Origin of the sequence: Dyadobacter alkalitolerans DSM 23607 (assembly GCF_000428845.1) — a bacterium.
Taxonomy (GTDB): domain Bacteria; phylum Bacteroidota; class Bacteroidia; order Cytophagales; family Spirosomataceae; genus Dyadobacter; species Dyadobacter alkalitolerans.
In genome coordinates, this window is record NZ_AUAS01000005.1 from 254,774 (window position 1) to 272,423 (window position 17,650).

General features: G+C 45.4%; 15 protein-coding genes. 7 read left to right on the top strand and 8 right to left on the bottom strand.

Features of this window, described 5'->3' with window-relative positions; genetic code table 11:
* Positions 1-125: 125 nt before the first annotated feature.
* Positions 126-1,553, top strand: coding sequence for an ATP-dependent DNA helicase (locus G395_RS0112190; protein ID WP_026630291.1), 1,428 nt, complete (start codon positions 126-128; stop codon positions 1,551-1,553).
* Positions 1,554-1,812: 259 nt separating this feature from the next.
* Here G395_RS0112190 and G395_RS0112195 read toward each other — a convergent pair whose 3' ends face one another.
* Positions 1,813-2,766 carry an L-threonylcarbamoyladenylate synthase gene (locus tag G395_RS0112195; RefSeq protein WP_026630292.1) on the bottom strand — a complete coding sequence of 318 codons (954 nt, stop codon included), beginning with the start codon at positions 2,764-2,766 and terminating at the stop codon, positions 1,813-1,815.
* A 177-nt stretch (positions 2,767-2,943) separates the two neighbouring features.
* Here G395_RS0112195 and G395_RS0112200 point away from each other — a divergent pair, with 177 nt between their 5' ends.
* Positions 2,944-4,683 (top strand): GMC family oxidoreductase, encoded by a 1,740-nt coding sequence (locus G395_RS0112200; protein ID WP_026630293.1) that lies wholly within the window; start codon positions 2,944-2,946, stop codon positions 4,681-4,683.
* Positions 4,684-4,711: 28 nt separating this feature from the next.
* Complete coding sequence (locus tag G395_RS0112205) at positions 4,712-5,347, top strand: gluconate 2-dehydrogenase subunit 3 family protein (RefSeq protein ID WP_026630294.1); 636 nt, start codon at positions 4,712-4,714, stop codon at positions 5,345-5,347.
* 72 nt (positions 5,348-5,419) lie between these two features.
* Here the strand turns inward: G395_RS0112205 and G395_RS0112210 are convergent, their stop codons facing one another.
* The 5 genes from G395_RS0112210 to folP all read right to left on the bottom strand — a co-directional run bounded on the left by G395_RS0112210 (position 5,420) and on the right by folP (position 10,675).
* On the bottom strand, positions 5,420-7,033 hold the full coding sequence (locus G395_RS0112210) for an ABC-F family ATP-binding cassette domain-containing protein (RefSeq protein WP_026630295.1): 1,614 nt from the start codon (positions 7,031-7,033) through the stop codon (positions 5,420-5,422).
* Between the two features lie 130 nt (positions 7,034-7,163).
* Positions 7,164-8,444, bottom strand: a complete 1,281-nt coding sequence (locus G395_RS0112215) for a beta-propeller fold lactonase family protein (protein WP_026630296.1) — start codon at positions 8,442-8,444, stop codon at positions 7,164-7,166.
* 171 nt (positions 8,445-8,615) lie between these two features.
* Positions 8,616-8,879 (bottom strand): 30S ribosomal protein S20, encoded by a 264-nt coding sequence (gene rpsT, locus G395_RS0112220; protein ID WP_026630297.1) that lies wholly within the window; start codon positions 8,877-8,879, stop codon positions 8,616-8,618.
* 105 nt (positions 8,880-8,984) lie between these two features.
* Positions 8,985-9,788, bottom strand: a complete 804-nt coding sequence (cdaA, locus tag G395_RS0112225) for a diadenylate cyclase CdaA (protein ID WP_026630298.1) — start codon at positions 9,786-9,788, stop codon at positions 8,985-8,987.
* A 38-nt stretch (positions 9,789-9,826) separates the two neighbouring features.
* Positions 9,827-10,675 (bottom strand): dihydropteroate synthase, encoded by an 849-nt coding sequence (folP, locus tag G395_RS0112230; protein ID WP_026630299.1) that lies wholly within the window; start codon positions 10,673-10,675, stop codon positions 9,827-9,829.
* Between the two features lie 84 nt (positions 10,676-10,759).
* Here folP and G395_RS0112235 point away from each other — a divergent pair, with 84 nt between their 5' ends.
* Genes G395_RS0112235 through G395_RS0112245 form a run of 3 tightly spaced genes read left to right on the top strand, consistent with a single transcriptional unit; the run spans position 10,760 to position 12,945 of the window.
* The gene (locus G395_RS0112235) at positions 10,760-11,305 is read left to right on the top strand and encodes a DUF1599 domain-containing protein (protein ID WP_026630300.1); all 546 of its coding nucleotides are present in this window, start codon (positions 10,760-10,762) and stop codon (positions 11,303-11,305) included.
* A gap of 39 nt (positions 11,306-11,344) precedes the next feature.
* Positions 11,345-12,436 (top strand): BT_3928 family protein, encoded by a 1,092-nt coding sequence (locus G395_RS0112240; protein WP_026630301.1) that lies wholly within the window; start codon positions 11,345-11,347, stop codon positions 12,434-12,436.
* 5 nt (positions 12,437-12,441) lie between these two features.
* A complete protein-coding gene (locus G395_RS0112245) occupies positions 12,442-12,945 on the top strand; it encodes a shikimate kinase (RefSeq protein ID WP_026630302.1) in 504 nt (167 codons plus the stop codon).
* Positions 12,946-13,025: 80 nt separating this feature from the next.
* Here G395_RS0112245 and G395_RS0112250 read toward each other — a convergent pair whose 3' ends face one another.
* Together G395_RS0112250 and G395_RS0112255 are read right to left on the bottom strand one after the other, a co-directional pair.
* A complete protein-coding gene (locus G395_RS0112250; protein WP_026630303.1) occupies positions 13,026-14,579 on the bottom strand; it encodes a hypothetical protein in 1,554 nt (517 codons plus the stop codon).
* Positions 14,580-14,693: 114 nt separating this feature from the next.
* A complete protein-coding gene (locus tag G395_RS0112255; protein WP_026630304.1) occupies positions 14,694-15,974 on the bottom strand; it encodes a hypothetical protein in 1,281 nt (426 codons plus the stop codon).
* A 187-nt stretch (positions 15,975-16,161) separates the two neighbouring features.
* Here G395_RS0112255 and proS point away from each other — a divergent pair, with 187 nt between their 5' ends.
* Positions 16,162-17,637 (top strand): proline--tRNA ligase, encoded by a 1,476-nt coding sequence (gene proS, locus G395_RS0112260; RefSeq protein ID WP_026630305.1) that lies wholly within the window; start codon positions 16,162-16,164, stop codon positions 17,635-17,637.
* The last annotated feature ends 13 nt before the right edge of the window (positions 17,638-17,650 follow it).

Below are 17,650 nucleotides of genomic sequence, written 5' to 3' on the forward strand. Positions count from 1 at the left end.
GGAATTGATAAACTTTGGAAATCTAATATATGCAATTACGCCTTTAAAATACAATAAATTCTAAGTATATTTTTGTAACTGAGGCACACTTTGATTTTAGTAATCCTTGCCTTAGCTTCGGCATTATGGAAACAGATAAGATTTTACCTTCTCAACTTTTACGCAAGCGTTTTCCTTTCAAACCCACCGAAGGCCAGCTCCGTTTTTTCGAGCAGACCAATGATTTCCTCGTCGAAGAAAAAGGCCTGGAACGTTACCGTGACTGCTTTTTGCTGAAAGGTTACGCCGGAACAGGAAAGACCACCATTATCAGCACATTAATTAAAGTGTTGAAGAACTTCGGCTACAAACCCATTTTGCTCGCCCCGACCGGCCGTGCTGCAAAAGTAATGTCAGGCTATTCCGAAAAGGTCGCGCTAACGATCCATAAGAAGATATACAAACAAACCGCGGACTCGTTTTCGGGCAACCTGACATTCCAGCGACAGAAAAATTACCATGATAACACGCTTTTTATCGTCGATGAAGCTTCCATGATCACGGATGATGCAGATTTTGGAAACAAAAGTCTGCTGGCGGATTTGATTGAGTTCGTTTTTGAAAATCCGGGCAATAAGCTCATGCTGGTTGGCGACGTGGCGCAGCTCCCGCCGGTTGGCAAGGAACTGAGCCCCGCCCTGGATGGCGATTATCTGGAAAAAACATTTTATATGTCTGTGTTTCAGGAAGAATTAAAGGAGGTAATGCGGCAAGATGAGCAATCCGGCATTTTGTTCAACGCTACATTGTTAAGGAACCAGTTGGTCGCAGAAAAACCCGAAATCCAGATCACAACCCGCTCCTACCGCGATGTTTTTAAAATGACTGGCGAAAAATTGGAAGAAGGACTTCGCTATGCATATGATAAATACGGCCAGGAAAATTCCATCATTCTGACGCGTTCCAACAAATCCGCAGTCCAGTACAATGAATATATCCGGCGTACTATTAACTTTTCCGAAGAAGAACTCGATGCTGGTGACCGGCTGATGGTGGTCCGCAATAATTACAACATTCTCGACGAGGATTCACCCGCAGGTTTCATCGCCAACGGAGATTTTGTTGAATTACTAAAAATCCGGAAAACGCAGGAAATGCATGGTTTTCGCTTCGCAGACGTAACATTACGCCTGACCGACTACGAGAAGCAACCAGAATTCGACGCGAAAATCATCCTCGACACATTACATTCCGCCTCCCCTTCCCTATCCTCCGAGGATAACAAGAAGCTCTATGAAAGCGTCCAGAGGGACTACTTTGATATTGCTTCTAAGAAAGAAAGAATGGAAGCATTACGTAAAGACCCCTTCTTGAACGCATTGCAGGTGAAATTTGCTTACGCATTAACCTGTCACAAAGCGCAGGGCGGTCAGTGGAGCTCTGTGTTTATTGACCAAGGCTATTTGCCCGAGGAACAGATCAATGTTGAATTCATCCGCTGGCTATACACGGCTATCACCAGGGCAACCGACGAAGTTTTCCTGATGAATTTTCATCAGCATTTTTTCAAATAAAAATGCCGAAAGCATCAAATGCCGGAGGCACGACATATCGGTAGCAGAAATAGAAGATCACAAAATGTAAAGAAATGCAGGAGGCATGACATATCAGTAGCAAGAACGATTTTGAATACAATGTAATGTCGGCAGGCATGTAACGACATGCATAATGCTCGCTGTTGCATCCCTCCGGGATTTGCAATTTGCATCAACATCGTTCATTCTACCAATACTGCGTCGCTCTGCGACTTGCTACCTGGCTACGGCGCTTTTGCTACTTAGCCGCGGCGCGTTGCAGCCGGTCGTTGATTGCCAGGCCTAAACCATTCATTGGGACTCGCTCTGCCCTGATCTGTTCAATAGGCAATGTATCCAGCTCTCGCAGAAACGCAAACAAATTATGAGCCGCTTCCTTCATATCGCCGCTTTTGCTTAAAATTCGCTGATATTCCGGATCAATGTTTTCCAAATACTGATCAAAAAGCAAATAGCCCGTCAGCTTGTCTTCACTGGCCGGAAATGTTTCTCGCTCCTGGAGATATAGCGGTTTCCTGGGCGCATAGTGGCTTTTCAACATTCCCGGTGCTTTAGGATTTGATGAAGAATGTGGCATGAGCTTTACTTTTCCGACAACCGCTTCAATCTCCTCCACCGCTAAACCGCCTAAACGATAAACCACAGGCTCATCATTCTCAAAACCCACAATTGTTGACTCAATGCCTACCTCACTTTCACCTCCATCCAATATATAGGGTATCTTTTCTCCCAATTGCGCATTCACATGGCCAGCATTCGTAGGGCTAATGTAGCCAAAAGGATTGGCACTTGGCGCAGCCAGCGGAAATGGCAGTGTTTGTAACAAATCCAGCAGCAAAGGATGATTGGGAATGCGGACCGCAACATTATCCAGGCCCGACGTTACCAGATCAGGAATAGCCGGATTTTTGGGAAGCAGCAAGGTTAGCGGACCGGGCCAGAATTTTGCTGCCAGCAGCCCTGCTTTTACCGGAAAATCCAAAATGTAATGTTCAACTTTCTCCAACGAATCCGTGTGAATGATCAGTGGATCAAAGGCCGGCCGGTTTTTCACCTCGAAAATTGACAGTACCGCACTGTCATTCAATGCATTACCGGCTAATCCATAAACCGTTTCGGTAGGAATAGCCACCAATTCCCCTTTAATGAGGAATTCTTTTGCAACTTCAATATCGTTTCCGGTAATCGCCAAAATGGGTGCTGTTTTTCAAAATGCAAAAGTACGGCGATGATTGTTAAGAGCAAATGTTGGGGCGAGTCATTTAGATTGTTTTTAAATAACCTTTAAAATTGAGATTGCAGACTACTGGTATATAATCCGTGTTTATATTTATTGATTAAATAGCATTTCTAAACTACCCTTTTTACTATGTTTCAAATCAAAGAACAACCTGCTGTTTTTGACGTCTGTATCATTGGCTCAGGAGCGGGAGGTGGAATGGCAGCACTTCAACTTGCCCAACAGGGAGCCAAAGTGGCGCTTTTGGAGGCAGGTGGATATTTCGATCCTGCTGATCCTAAATATATTACGCAGCTCAAATGGCCATATGAATCGCCACGCCGCGGTGCTTCCAACCACCGTCCGTTTGGGGATTTCGATGCTGCCTGGGGAGGCTGGGAACTGGAAGGGGAACCTTACACAAGAAAGAACGGAACACAATTCGACTGGTTCAGATCACGGATGCTGGGCGGCCGTACCAATCACTGGGGCCGTATCTCGTTGCGCTTCGGACCAAAAGATTTTAAAAGAAAAAGCATAGACGGACTTGGCGACGACTGGCCGATCGGTTACGACGACGTGAAGCCTTACTATGATAAAGTTGATAAGCTGATCGGTGTTTTCGGAACGGTTGAGAACATGGACAATGAGCCGGATGGTATTTTCCTTCCTCCTCCAAAGCCACGTTTGCACGAGCTTTTCATTAAGCAAGCGGGTAAGAAGGCCAATATTCCGGTTATCCCGTCCAGGCTTTCGATCTTAACTAAACCGATTAACGATCAGCGTGGGGTTTGCTTCTATTGCAGCCAGTGCTCCCGCGCTTGCCAGGCATATGCGGATTTTTCTTCATCATCTGTGCTTTGTATCCCTGCTGTAAAAACCGGCAATGTTACATTGATCAACAATGCCATGGCACGCGAAGTGCTTACCGATCCGGTTACAGGGCTTGCAACAGGCGTTTCTTATGTTGACAGTCAAAAGCTTACTGAGCATACTATTAAGGCAAAAGTTGTTGTTCTTGCTGCAAGCGCTGGGGAATCTGCAAGGCTGCTATTGAACTCAAAATCAGACAGACACCCTAACGGACTTGCGAATTCAAGCGGCGTAGTAGGAAGATATCTGCACGATTCAACGGGTGCTTCACGCGGCGCATTCCTTCCCCATTTGATGGACAGAAAGCGTTATAACGAGGATGGTGTAGGCGGAATGCACGTGTACACGCCTTGGTGGCTGGACAACAAAAAACTGGATTTCCCAAGAGGTTACCACATTGAATACGGCGGCGGAATGGGCATGCCTAGCTACGGATTCGGTGCAGGAATTGAAAATATGAACGGAAAATATCCGACAGCGGCAGGTGTTACCAAGCCAGCAGGTGGATATGGTTCGTCATTGAAAGAGGATTACCGTCGTTTCTACGGAGCATATGTAGGTATGGCCGGTCGTGGAGAAGCGGTTCCTAATTTTGATAACTACTGCGAAATTGACCCGAATGTGGTTGATAAGTTTGGTATTCCGGTGCTCCGTTTCCACTACAAATGGACGGATTACGAGATCAAACAAGCAAAACACATGCATGATACTTTCGAAGAGATCATTCATGCATTGGGTGGCGTTGCGAGTGGAACCAAGCCTGGCGCGGACACCAATTACGGCATTGCAGCTCCGGGTCGTATCATTCACGAAGTAGGAACGGTGCGCATGGGTAATGATCCCAAAACCTCTGCGTTGAACAAGTTCTCACAAGCGCACGACGCGAAAAACGTGTTTGTGGTAGATGGTGGTTCTTTTGTATCCCAAGCGGATAAAAACCCAACCTGGACCATTCTGGCGCTTTCTATGAGAGCATCGGAATATATCACAGAGCAGGTTAAACAGAAAAATATCTAACATTGGAACACAGTTTCAAATCATAACTATGAAACGTCGAGATACATTAAAAGCATTAACGCTCAGTTCATTGGGGATAACGGCATTGAGCCCGCAGGTTGCCCTCGCTGAACAAAGAGAACTTGATATCCAAACACCCCCGGAAACCCCGCTTAAAATTCCAGGTGGACGCACAAAGGAAGAAGCGATCAGGGACGCCAAATTAATGAAGGAAAAATTCCTAACAGCGGCAGAACTGGCAACCATTAAAGTGCTGGTAGACATCATCATTCCAGCCGACGATAAATCGGGCAGCGCGTCACAAGCCGGTGTGCCGGATTTTATCGAATTCATTGTGAAGGATATGCCTCAAAACCAGGTTCCTTTGCGTGGTGGATTGAAATGGCTGGAACTGGAATCCAACAAAAGATTCAAAAAAGGCTTCACACTATTGACCAAAGCGCAGCAATTGCAGATTGTAGACGATATTGCATATCCTGAAAAAGCGAAACCATTACACAGCCAGGGTGTTGCCTTCTTCAATCTCATGCGGAATTTAACGGCATCTGGTTACTATACATCCAAAATTGGCATTGCTGACCTGGGTTATATGGGTAACACGCCAAATGTGTGGGAAGGTGTTCCTGCGGATGTTTTAAAGCAGTATGGTTTGAGTTACGAGTAGCATTTGATTTTATAGTAAAAGGCCCGATTACTTCACAGTAACCGGGCCTTTTCATTTATAGTAACTTTGCTTTTAGTAAAGCTTCTGACGCTGTTGCTTCACAGTTTCGTCTTTCAGGAATTCGTCGTAAGACATTAGTTTATCCAAAATTCCTTTCGGCCCGATTTCAATGATCCTGTTCGCGATAGTATGAACGAATTGGTGGTCATGGGAATAGAACAAAAGACAACCGGAGAAATCAATCAGGCCATTGTTCAATGCCGTAATGGATTCAAGGTCAAGGTGGTTGGTAGGGTCATCCAAAATCAATGCATTAGCTCCCGATAACATGGTTCTGGAAAGCATACAACGCACTTTTTCACCTCCCGACAGCACTTTCGCTTTCTTTAAAGATTCTTCACCCGAGAAAAGCATTCTTCCCAAAAATCCGCGGATAAAGCTTTCGTCCTTCTCCTCAGAATATTGACGAAGCCAGTCAACCAGATTCAGATCGACGTCAAAAAACGAAGTCGGATCTTTTGTGAAATATGACTTGGTGATGGTAACGCCCCAGGTGTAAGTTCCTTTGTCCGCCTTTTGTTCTTCATTGATAATATCAAAGAAAGAGCTGATTGCCATCACATTGCGGCTCACGAACGCTATTTTGTCCCCTTTATTTACATTGAAACTAACATTTTCAAAAAGCTTTGTTCCGTCATCAGCCGTTTTTGACAAACCTTCAACACGCAGAAGCTGATCGCCAACTTCCCTTTCAGATTTGAAAGCGATATATGGATATTTACGCGAAGACGGCTTAATGTCATCAATGGTAAGCTTATCCAACAGTTTGGCTCGGGAAGTTGCTTGCTTGGATTTCGAAGCATTAGCACTAAATCTCCTGATGAAATCCTCTAATTCCTTGCGCTTATCCTCGGATTTCTTGTTCTGGTCCTGACGCTGCTTCAAAGCAAGCTGGCTGGACTCGTACCAGAAAGAATAGTTACCCGAGAACATCTGCACTTTGCTGAAATCAATGTCGACCACATGCGTACAAACCTCATCCAGGAAGTGCCTGTCGTGGGAAACAACGATCACGGTGTTTTTGAAATCGGCAAGGAAGTTTTCCAGCCAGAGCACCGTTTCAACATCAAGGTTGTTGGTAGGCTCATCCAGAAGCAGCACGTCCGGATTTCCAAAAAGCGCCTGCGCAAGTAAGACCCGCACTTTATCATTAGCATTCAGATCGCCCATTGTGGCAGAATGCTGCTCTTCCGTAAGGCCTAGTCCGCTCAATAATTGCGCAGCTTCGGTTTCAGCTTCCCAACCATTCAAGTCAGCGAATTCGGCTTCCAGATCGGCTGCTTTTTCACCATCGGCATCTGTAAATTCTTCTTTTTCATAAATCGCCTCGCGCTCCTTCATAATCTTGTAAAGGCGCTCATGGCCCAGGATCACCGTATCCATCACAGTATATGCATCGAATTCGAACTGATCCTGTTTCAGGAAAGTCATCCTTTCCCCGGGGTTCATGCTTACATTGCCTGTCTGCGGTTCTATTTCGCCCGAAAGGATCTTCAAGAATGTAGATTTCCCAGCGCCATTCGCTCCGATCACACCATAACAATTGCCGGGAACAAACTTTATATTTACCTCGTCGAATAATACCCTTTTGCCGTATCGCAATGATACGTTCTGAACCGTAATCATTTTAAAATAATTTTTATGAATGAAAGCGCAAAACTACGAAATTCAGAACGAATTCGCATGTTGAACAAACTAAAACAAACGAAGCGAACCGGTGATTACCGGTCCGCTTCACAGAAATATTGAAATAAGATTAAGGAATAACCCGCAATGTATGGGCGCCTTTGCCAATGCTGATCATCGCACCCTGCTTTTTGAGCGAAGGCGAATCGCCTTTTGCAACTGTCCAGAATTCAACTCCGCCATTTCCTGTGCCATAAGCAAGATATTCAAACACAGAAACGGCAACATTTGAACCATCCTTATCAAATGCGACGCTTTGCGGATAAATCCCTTCAAAAGGATAATCAGCCACTTTTGTCAGTGCGCCCGTAGGCGCTGCAACTTTATATAATGTCAGCGAAGCACCGGCTCCTGAACCTGGTTCCGTCCAGGGCGCACCGCTTTTGCCCGCATTTACAGTTACCAGCATAGAGCCGTCCGGGCTTACCGCAAATGACCCTGTATTTGTTCCGGCAGGAACCTGCACTGCTACTTTATGTTCGATCGCGCCATCCATAGAGAAATTGACAACATGGATTTCGCCGTCTCCTGCCCCTTTTCCAGGCGCTGCGGACTTCGTATCCAGCACAAAATAATGCCTTCCATCTGCCGAGAATCTTCCAAAAGATGGCTCCGCTCCTACTTTCACAGGCTTGCCAACCATTTCCACATTCTTCAACTTTCCTGCTTCCCGGATCACTTTATAAAGTCCGACTTCATTGGAGTTGTCAAGCGTAAATGCGATGAAATCACCAGACGGATGCCAGGTAATGTCTATGATTTTATTGGTTGAGTCAATGGTTGCCGGTAAGTTCAGAACACGCGCAGGCTTGCCGTCTGCTGCTGCCTCAATAAAAACAAGCTCTTTGCCCACCTCATTGGTGGTTAAAATCAGCTCATTTTTGTTAACGTCCATGGCAATCGGTTTTTTCCCAACTGTAAATCCAAACTTAGCCTTCGGCGCTGCCAGGTTGGCAATATCCACTACGAATAACTTTTCGCCAGCCGGAAATTCAGCGGTCGCGTCTTTATATTCATTTACGCCGTCCTCAGGGCGCAGCCTGCTGTCCAGCACGAATGCCAGTGATCCGTTGGCCGGGACGGCTAATGTCTTTGAAGATGCGAGCACAGAGTTGGATACGATAGCGCTTCCCAATCCCTTGCTTCCTCTTTCAACTGGAAATTTAATGGTTGTCAGCAGGTCTTTTGCCGTGTTGTCCCTCAACAGCTTGCCATCGACCAGCGCTGATGCTGCCATGTCGGCATCGGAAACAACGACCAAGCCCCGGGCATTAAAGTTAATGGGTGATTGGGCAATCGCCGGAACTGCTCCGAACGCTGCCAAACCAGCAAATAATGCGACTTTTTTCATAGAGTGAATTTAAGTTAAAGGTGGTTACATTATGAAAAAGGTGGTTAAACCAAAGAAACCTTGTAAAGGGTTTAAGCCGTACAAGGTTTCTTTTTCAATCCGCAATATACGATAAAAAAAGAAAAGCCCCGATAACAGCGTTACCGGGGCTAAAATCTTTGCTACAAAAAATTATGCTGCAACTGAAAGTGAATTAACCAATCTGGCCAATTTCGACTTCTGGTTAGAAGCTTTTTTCTTGTGGATGATGTTTTTCTTTGCCAAACGATCCAACATTGAAGATACAGTTTTGTAAACTTCAACAGCTACTGCCTTATCGGTCGTATCACGCAATTTCTTTATGTATGAACGTGTAGTTTTGTGTTGGTAGCGATTACGCAAACGCTTTGTTTCGTTAGCGCGGATTCTTTTTAATGCTGATTTATGATTTGCCATTTTGTAATGATAATTTTCTCTTCTTCTATTCGGTTTGCAAAAATAGAAATTGCTTGTTGAAATGCCAAATTTAGCTGTAAATATATTTGCTAAACCTTACAATACTCACTTGGGCATACGTTGCACATCCGAATTCAGATATTCTTCAATGCGGTTTTCTAATTCAGAATAAGGAATGTTGCTGTGCAGCTCGCCTTCCACAGCAAGCGAAATTTTACCTGTCTGCTCCGAAATAACGATCACGATGGCGTCCGTAGCCTCGCTCATGCCCATGGCGGCACGATGCCTGAATCCCAGCGACGATGGAACATCGATGCCGTCGGCAACCGGTAAAACACACCTGGCCGCTTTCAAAATGCCGTCCACAATGATAATAGCGCCGTCGTGCAGCTCACTATATTGATTAAATAAAGAAACCAGCAGCGGCTTGGAAACGCGGGCATCCAATAGTTCACCCGTCTCCACAAACTTACCCAGATCGTCGCGCTTATTGATAACTATGAGTGCCCCGGTGAAATTGGCGGCGATAGTCTTGGAAGCATCCACGATCTCTTTTAGATTTTTACCTTTCAGGTCCAGCACCGAATTGCCCATCATTTTTTTAAGCAACCCATTATTGGTATAAATGGTCGACTTACCTATAATGAGCAAAAACCGCCGGATTTCCTGCTGAAAAATCACGATCAATGCCACGGCTCCCACGCCCATGAAATATTGAAGGATAGCGGTGAGTAAGCCCAGTCCCAGTCCTTTTACCACCAGATAAAACACGTAAACAAACAGGTAACCCAGAAAAACCCGGCTCGCGATGCTTCCACGGACCAGTGTAAAAACCTGATAAAGAAGGATGGCCACCAAAAAAACATCCAGGACGTCAGCCCAATTGACGTTTAAAAAACCCACACGCATAAGAAAATCAATATTATTTCGCGACTAAATTACTCTTTTTAATTTACACTTGAAGTAGCCATCCACAGTTTAACAGCTTCCGCAGCAGGCCTTACATCGTGCACCCGAATAATGGAAGCCCCTCGCTCCAAAGCCATTGTATTCATCACAGACGTACCATTTAATGCTTCCGCAGCGGATATGCCTAACGTTTTATAAATGGTTGCTTTCCGCGAAATGCCAACCAGAAGCGGGCAGTCCAGAAGGCTGAATGCTGACAAATGATGCATCAACTCGAAATTCTGTTCCGTATTCTTGGCAAATCCGAAACCTGGATCCACAATGATGTCCGCAACGCCCAAGGATCTCAGCTTATCTATTTTCCCTTTCAAATCTTTCAAAACATCCGGAACGACTTGATTATAAGTGGTCATCGTGCTCATCGTTTGTGGCGTTCCGCGCATATGCATTAATATGTAAGGAACGCGTAATGTGCTGACAACATCAAACATCTGATCGTCCAGAGTTCCTCCGGAAACATCATTAACGATGTGGGCACCTGTTTCTATTGCCCGCCTCGCTACTTCGGACCGAAATGTATCGACAGAAATAATCAGTTCAGGGAAATTTTTATTCAGTGGCACCACAGCCGACTCCACCCGATCCGACTCTTCGGCCGCTTTCACTTCCTTTGCACCGGGACGTGTGGAATATCCGCCAATATCGACCATCGTGGCACCCTCAGCCAGCATCTGACCTGCTTTTGATAGTAATTCATCTTCCGATCGCATCCGGCTTCCTTCGTAAAATGAATCGGGTGTAATATTGAGAATCCCCATCACGGCTGGCGTGGACAGATCGAGCAGTTTGCCCCTGATGTTGAGCGTTTTTTTGCTAACTTGCAACATAAAATCTTGTTAAATCCAGACAAGGAAGTGATTATCAAAGTGTTTGATTTTCTTGTCTATTAAGCAGTAAACCAATTTTACGCAGTGAAATCCACAGAATCGGAATATCAGGAAATCATTCAGTATTGCCAAGATCTTTTCGCAAAAAAAAATAAAGATTACGGGACATCCTGGCGCATACTACGCATCCCTTCCCTTACCGACCAGATATTCATCAAAGCGCAACGCATCCGCACCATTCAGGAAAAAGGCATGCAGAAAGTGGACGAAGATGTTTCCTCCGAGTTCATAGGCATCATCAATTACTGCGTAATGGCATTGATCCAGATCGCCTCTATTGAGCAGAAGCAGGATATCAATGACACCGAAATGACGACATTATACAATCAGCAAGTGAACGAAGTGAAGGAATTGCTGTTTAATAAAAATCATGATTACGGCGAAGCCTGGCGCGATATGCGCGTTAGTTCTATGACCGATATCATTCTCATGAAGCTATTAAGGATCAAGCAGATTGAAGACAATCAGGGGTTAACCCTTGTTTCCGAGGGAGTTAAAGCTGGTTATCAGGACATTATCAACTATTCTGTCTTTTGTTTGATCAAATCCAATGCTTTGCAAACCAATTGATCCGATATCGTCGTTACTGGCATTCCTAAAATTTTTGAAATGAAAATCCTTGCTCAGATCTCACGCGTCATTGTTGGCTTACTCTTCATCTTCTCAGGTCTGATCAAGCTGAATGATCCCGTTGGGACACAGTACAAGCTGGAAGAATATTTCGAAGTCTTTGCAACGGACCTGCCCCAGTTTCATGATTTTTTCATGGCGCTTGTTCCGCTGGCGCTTTACTTTTCAGTCTTTCTGTGTACGGCCGAAGTGGTGCTGGGCATTGCATTGCTTGTAGGATATAAACCCAGAACAACCGCCTGGTCGCTCCTGCTGATCATTGTATTTTTTACCTTCCTGACATTCTATTCTGCTTATTTCAATAAAGTAACGGATTGCGGCTGCTTTGGCGCGGCGATCAAGCTCACGCCCTGGACTTCGTTTGGAAAAGACATTTTCCTGCTTGCGCTGATCCTGATCATCATTTTTTACAGAAAGAAATTCAAGGCACTGCCCACCGGCATTATTGTCGTCATTTCAACCATTGCTTCGCTCGGCATTGCTGTTTACGCGTTAAGACATCTGCCCATTCTTGATCTGCTCCCCTACCGTGTTGGCGCCAGCATTCCGGCCCAGCTGAAACCTTCCGAGCCATTGCGCTATCTGTATATTTTTGATAAAGGCGGCAAAGAAGTTGAGTTTGAAAAATATCCAAGTGATACCACATTGGTTTTCAAGGAAATGGTTGTGCTGAATGAGGATGCAAAGCCTAAAATTACAGATTACAAAGTCTGGAATGATGCAGGCGATTATACTGAGGAAACATTCAAAGGCAAGAAGCTTTTCCTGATCATTAAAAACCTGACAGACATTAATACTGCTGCCTTACCAGACATTAACAAGCTGATTAACAGGGTAAAAACTAAGGGCGTAGAACCCATTATCCTTACATCCGGCAATAGTGAAGAAATTGTAAAATTCCTGGCGGCGCATCAGCTCAATGCTCCTTACTATTATGTAGATGCCACGGTTTTAAAAACCATTTCCAGGTCCAATCCGGGCTTGTGGCTTTTGAAGGATGGCGTAGTAAAAGGAAAATGGCATTATAACGATACGCCGGACGCAGAGGAAGTCATTGATCTGGTAAAATAATGAGCATGAAGAATGTCATATTAGTCGGTATGATGTCGTCCGGCAAATCGACATTAGGAAAAAAGCTGGCGAGGCTGCTGGGTTACAAGTTTGTTGATCTGGATAAATTGATCGAAAAGGATCAGCAAAGCGACATTCCTGCCTTGTTTGCACATAAGGGCGAACCGTACTTCCGTGAAGTAGAGAGCCGTATCTTGAAGGAACAGGCTTCACAGCAAGGCATCGTGCTGGCATCGGGCGGAGGAACACCTTGTTTTCATGATAATATGGCTTTTATTAAGGGAATGGGCATCAGCGTATTTCTGGATGTTCCTGCTTCCAGCCTGGCCAAAAGGATCCGCAGCCACGGCAAGGACGATCGTCCTATCTTGTCGGGAGCAACTTCGCTTGAAGAAACATTACAGAACAAAATCAATGAGCGCCTGCCGTTTTATTCACAAGCAGACATTGTTATAAAAGGTGAAATTGAAGCAAATCATTTACTAGAAATGCTTCATCCGTTATTGTAGGATACCTGCATAACAGAAAAATGCCCTCAACAAGTGGATCACTGGTTGAGGGCATTTTTCATTTAAAGCTGAGATCGTTTTTAGAAATTCATCCCAAAAGTCATTACAACATTTACCGGCCTGTGCGTCACTTCAACAGACGCATAGTTTTCGGGATTATTTAAGACATAGGGTGTATAAAGGGATTTGAATGTGCTCATTGTTCCGCTGAGGTCGGCAAAAAACCTGTCTTTACGAATGCCAACTCCGGCTGAAAAAAGCAGCTTATCTCTTTTAATTCCGTCATTGTTTTGGTAAGGATCGCCGATATAAGCAGCGCCAAGCCTTGCCCGGAATAAATTCGCCCTGAACTCACCGCCTAATCTGAAATTATAGGAGCTGCGGAATGTGTCTTGAAGTTCAGCTTTTGTATTGGACTTAAATGCAGAATTGTCACTGCTGCTGAGGTAATTTGTCCGAACGCCCATGGCACTGTAATCTTGATATTCTATCGAACCGGTTATGAATCCTCTGTCTTGCACGAAGAATGTTGCTCCAAAATTTGCTTTTAGCGGACTTCTCAGTGAATAGACGAAATCATTGGGTGCGATCGGCAGGTTCAAATAGGGAGGCTGGATCAATGTTCCATCCGGACCGGTTACACGGTCATCAACAAATTCCGCGCTGACATTTTGTGTAAAAGTCTCTTTGATCGAGCTGAATGTAGGACTGGTAAGCACACCGCCCAGCTGGAAAACAGGGTTAACCTTATAAATTACACCAAGAGCAAAATTCACCCCGTTGCCGGTTACGGTTAAGGCTTCATTTTGTTGGGTGTATATCAACTCCGGACTGTTCACATAACTATCCTGAAAGGTGCGGTCGTAATTGTATCGCAGCCTGCTGAAACCGAAGTTGGCACCGATGTACAGTTTATCATTATAATTACCTGCATAGGCGATCGTCCACTGCGTATTTGCGCCGGTTGCCGTATAAGTTCCGAACTGGTCCACGACGCTGTTTTTATCGAGTGCGTTGTACGGAGGCCCGGTTTCTGACGATGGGCTTATCAGATACATTTGATAATAAGCTGCCGGCAGAGAGTAAGCCATCGGGCCGCCATTAGAAGGATTGCGCTCAAAGTCTGCTTCAAGCTGCTGGATAGAGACGGCGCCGGCATTGGCATCTTCAACCACTTTATCTACAAAGGCACTCTTGTCATTGGGACCTGAGAATGTATAATGGTCCCGGAATGACTGCTGCCGTGAAAACGATATACCCAGTGAAGAGCGTTTCCATTTGCGCTGAAAGCCCGGCTGGCTGGCTATCACCAACGATGCCTGTGCAATGTTCAGGTTCCCTTTGTTTGCTGAGTTTTTATCGCCTAAGTAGCTGGTTTTGGTATTGCTAGGCGTGATTCCCGGACTGAATGTAAGTTCGGATCTGGTATAAAATCCCAACCCGGCCGGGTTGCCATGAATTGAGCTCGGGTCACCACCCAGCGAAGCGTGATTGCCGCCTAAGGACTGGAATCTGGCTGATCCGGTCTGGTCACTTTCGGAATATCGCAAAGCGTCTGTTGCGTATTGCGCGTAGGTTGTTGAGGAAGTTAAAAGGGCACAGAACACAGCGCCCCAAAGAAGTGGTTTAGTCATGTTTCAGATAAAGAATTCGACAGTTAGTTCAAATACTAATTAAACGAAAACCCTGCAAAATTATGACATCTTGCAGGGTTTGAAATTCATTTTTAAGCGCAATTATCAGCCCGATTATCTTGGTCCTCTTGAAGAAGAACGGGTTGCCCCGCCGCCATTACCACCGCCACTGCTCGCAGGAGCACTGTAACTTCTGGATGGTGCGCTGTAAGTAGGCTGGCTGTATGTGCGTTGAGGAGCTGAGTAAGACTCGCTTCTGCTGCTCGGTGTTGAATAACTTCTTGTCGGAGCAGTGTAGTCAGACTGGCTTCTCGTCGGAGCCGTATAAGTACTGCCACTTGAACCTCTTGAAGACCTTGGCGATGCCTGGTAGCTTCTTGTTGTTACGCCATCAGAAGAATAATTGCTTCCGCTGCTGGCACGTGGACGTGAGTAATATACATTGTTTCCTTCGCTTGAACCTCTGCTGCTGTTGTAAGAACTTCCAGCGGCTCTTCTTCCTCCCGCATCTGCAACGCCCGTTCTGTTACCCGATCTTGACGACCGTGGTGAAGAATAAGTATCATTGGCTGAAATTGTGCTGTTTGCTGCACTTCTGCCTGATCTGTTGCCTGATGAACTCCGTGGAGAACCCACGTAATTTCCGTTGCTGTTAGAGCGGCTGTTGCTTCTTGAACTTGTTCCGGCAACCACGCGTGGTCCGGCTGTTCTGGTCAAGCCTCTGCTTTCGTAATTATTCACTACGACAACCGGACGGCTGTAAGCCCATGGATTGTAGCCATAACCACCTCCGTAGAAGCTATCATAACCGTATCCATACATGCTGTTGTAGCCCCATGGAGAATAACCGAAGCCATTGTATCCGAAACCGTTGTAACCAAATGGATCATAACCGAATCCATACATGCTGTTCATCCCCCAGGGCGAGTAACCATATCCCAGCATTGAACCCATTCCAAAACCTACGTAAGGACGAATCCTGCCGTATCCGAACTGGAAGCCAAGATTCATCATGCTTCCGGGCCAGTAAGAACCCAAACCGCCAAAGCCGTAAGGATTAGCAAATCGGGATGCGCCGCGGTCGTAACCATCTGCAAATCCGGCGTTATAGCCTGGATCCGGTGAAAGCGCACGCTTCACACTTCTTGAAGACAAATAGGACTCATCGTAGTAATCACTTGTTCCTTCATCCGCATTGCCCGTATAGGCGTAGTCGGGATTGTCTGAGCGGGAAATATCTTGATCTGCACCCTGTTCTCCTCTCACTACGCCAGGGCCGGTGTTATTTCCGTAGAGGTCATCATAACCGCCTGATCGTGAAACATATTGATTTGTGGTACATCCCCAAGCTCCCAGCAACACTAGCAAAGAAAGATATTTTGCTTTATTGATCATCGTCATGGCTTTTAAGGATTAAAAGTTTGTTGCTAATATATATATAAATTCGTTCCTAAGTACTAAGTAAACGTCCGTTACAATACATTAATTCCAAAGTTAACATAAAAAACTATCTTTGCAACTCTTGAAAAAACAGGATGAACATAACGATATACTCCTTTTCATTTATCAAATAATCCTAATAATGAGTAAAGCCTTACCAACCCGAAGTGAAAATTACTCCGAATGGTACAATGAGTTAGTAAAAAGGGCCGACCTGGCCGAAAATTCCGCTGTAAGAGGTTGTATGGTAATTAAGCCATATGGCTATTCTATCTGGGAGAAGATGCAGCGCGCACTGGACGATATGTTCAAGGAAACAGGCCATACCAACGCTTATTTCCCGCTTTTTATACCCAAATCCTACCTGAGCAAAGAGGCTTCGCATGTGGAAGGTTTTGCTAAGGAATGTGCCGTTGTGACGCATTACCGGCTAAAAAATGATCCCAATGGAAAAGGAGTCATTGTAGATCCGGATGCGAAACTGGAAGAGGAACTGATCGTTCGCCCAACTTCGGAAACGGTGATTTGGAGCACTTATAAGAACTGGATCCAGTCCTACCGCGACCTGCCTTTGCTGATCAACCAATGGGCGAATGTGGTGCGTTGGGAAATGCGTACGCGCCTCTTTCTGCGCACGGCTGAGTTCCTTTGGCAGGAAGGCCACACCGCGCATGCAACTTCTTCGGAAGCCATTGCAGAAACAGAGCAAATGCTTGACATTTATGGGCAGTTTGCCGAGGAATGGATGGCGCTTCCTGTTGTAAAAGGCGTAAAAACGGCAAATGAGCGCTTTGCTGGCGCAGTGAACACCTATTGCATCGAAGCGTTAATGCAGGATGGCAAGGCCTTGCAGGCCGGAACGTCCCACTTCCTGGGTCAGAATTTCGCCACTGCTTTTGATGTAAAATTTCAGGATAAGGATGGTAAGCTGGAATATGTATGGGGAACTTCATGGGGCGTGAGCACGCGGTTAATGGGCGCACTGATCATGGCGCATTCTGATGACGCCGGATTGGTTTTGCCTCCGAAACTGGCCCCTATCCAGGTGGTGATTGTTCCAATTTATAAAAATGAGGAGCAGTTGAATTTAATTTCCGAAAAAGTAAAGGAAATTTCCAAGGAGCTTAAAAAACTGGGGATCAGTGTGAAATTTGACAACAGTGATGCCTACAAACCTGGTTATAAATTTGCCGAGTATGAACTGAAAGGCGTTCCCGTGCGTCTTGCTATGGGTGCACGCGATCTTGAAAACGGAACGGTGGAGGTTGCACGCAGAGATACCAAAACAAAAGAAACGGTTTCACTGGAAGGCATTGCCGAATTCATCCAATCGTTGCTGGACAACATTCAGGAATCCATTTACAACAAAGCACTTGCATTCCGCGAAGAGAACACGACAAAGGTCGATTCGTTTGAAGAATTTAATAAAGTGCTCGATTCCAAAGGCGGGTTTATTCTGGCGCATTGGGACGGCACATCAGAAACTGAGGAAAAGATCAAAGAAGAAACAAAGGCTACGATCCGCTGCATCCCATTGGATCAGGTGAAAGAATCCGGTGTTTGTATTTACTCAGGAAAGCCTTCGGCAGGAAGAGTCGTCTTTGCCCGGGCATATTAATTTTATCAATCCG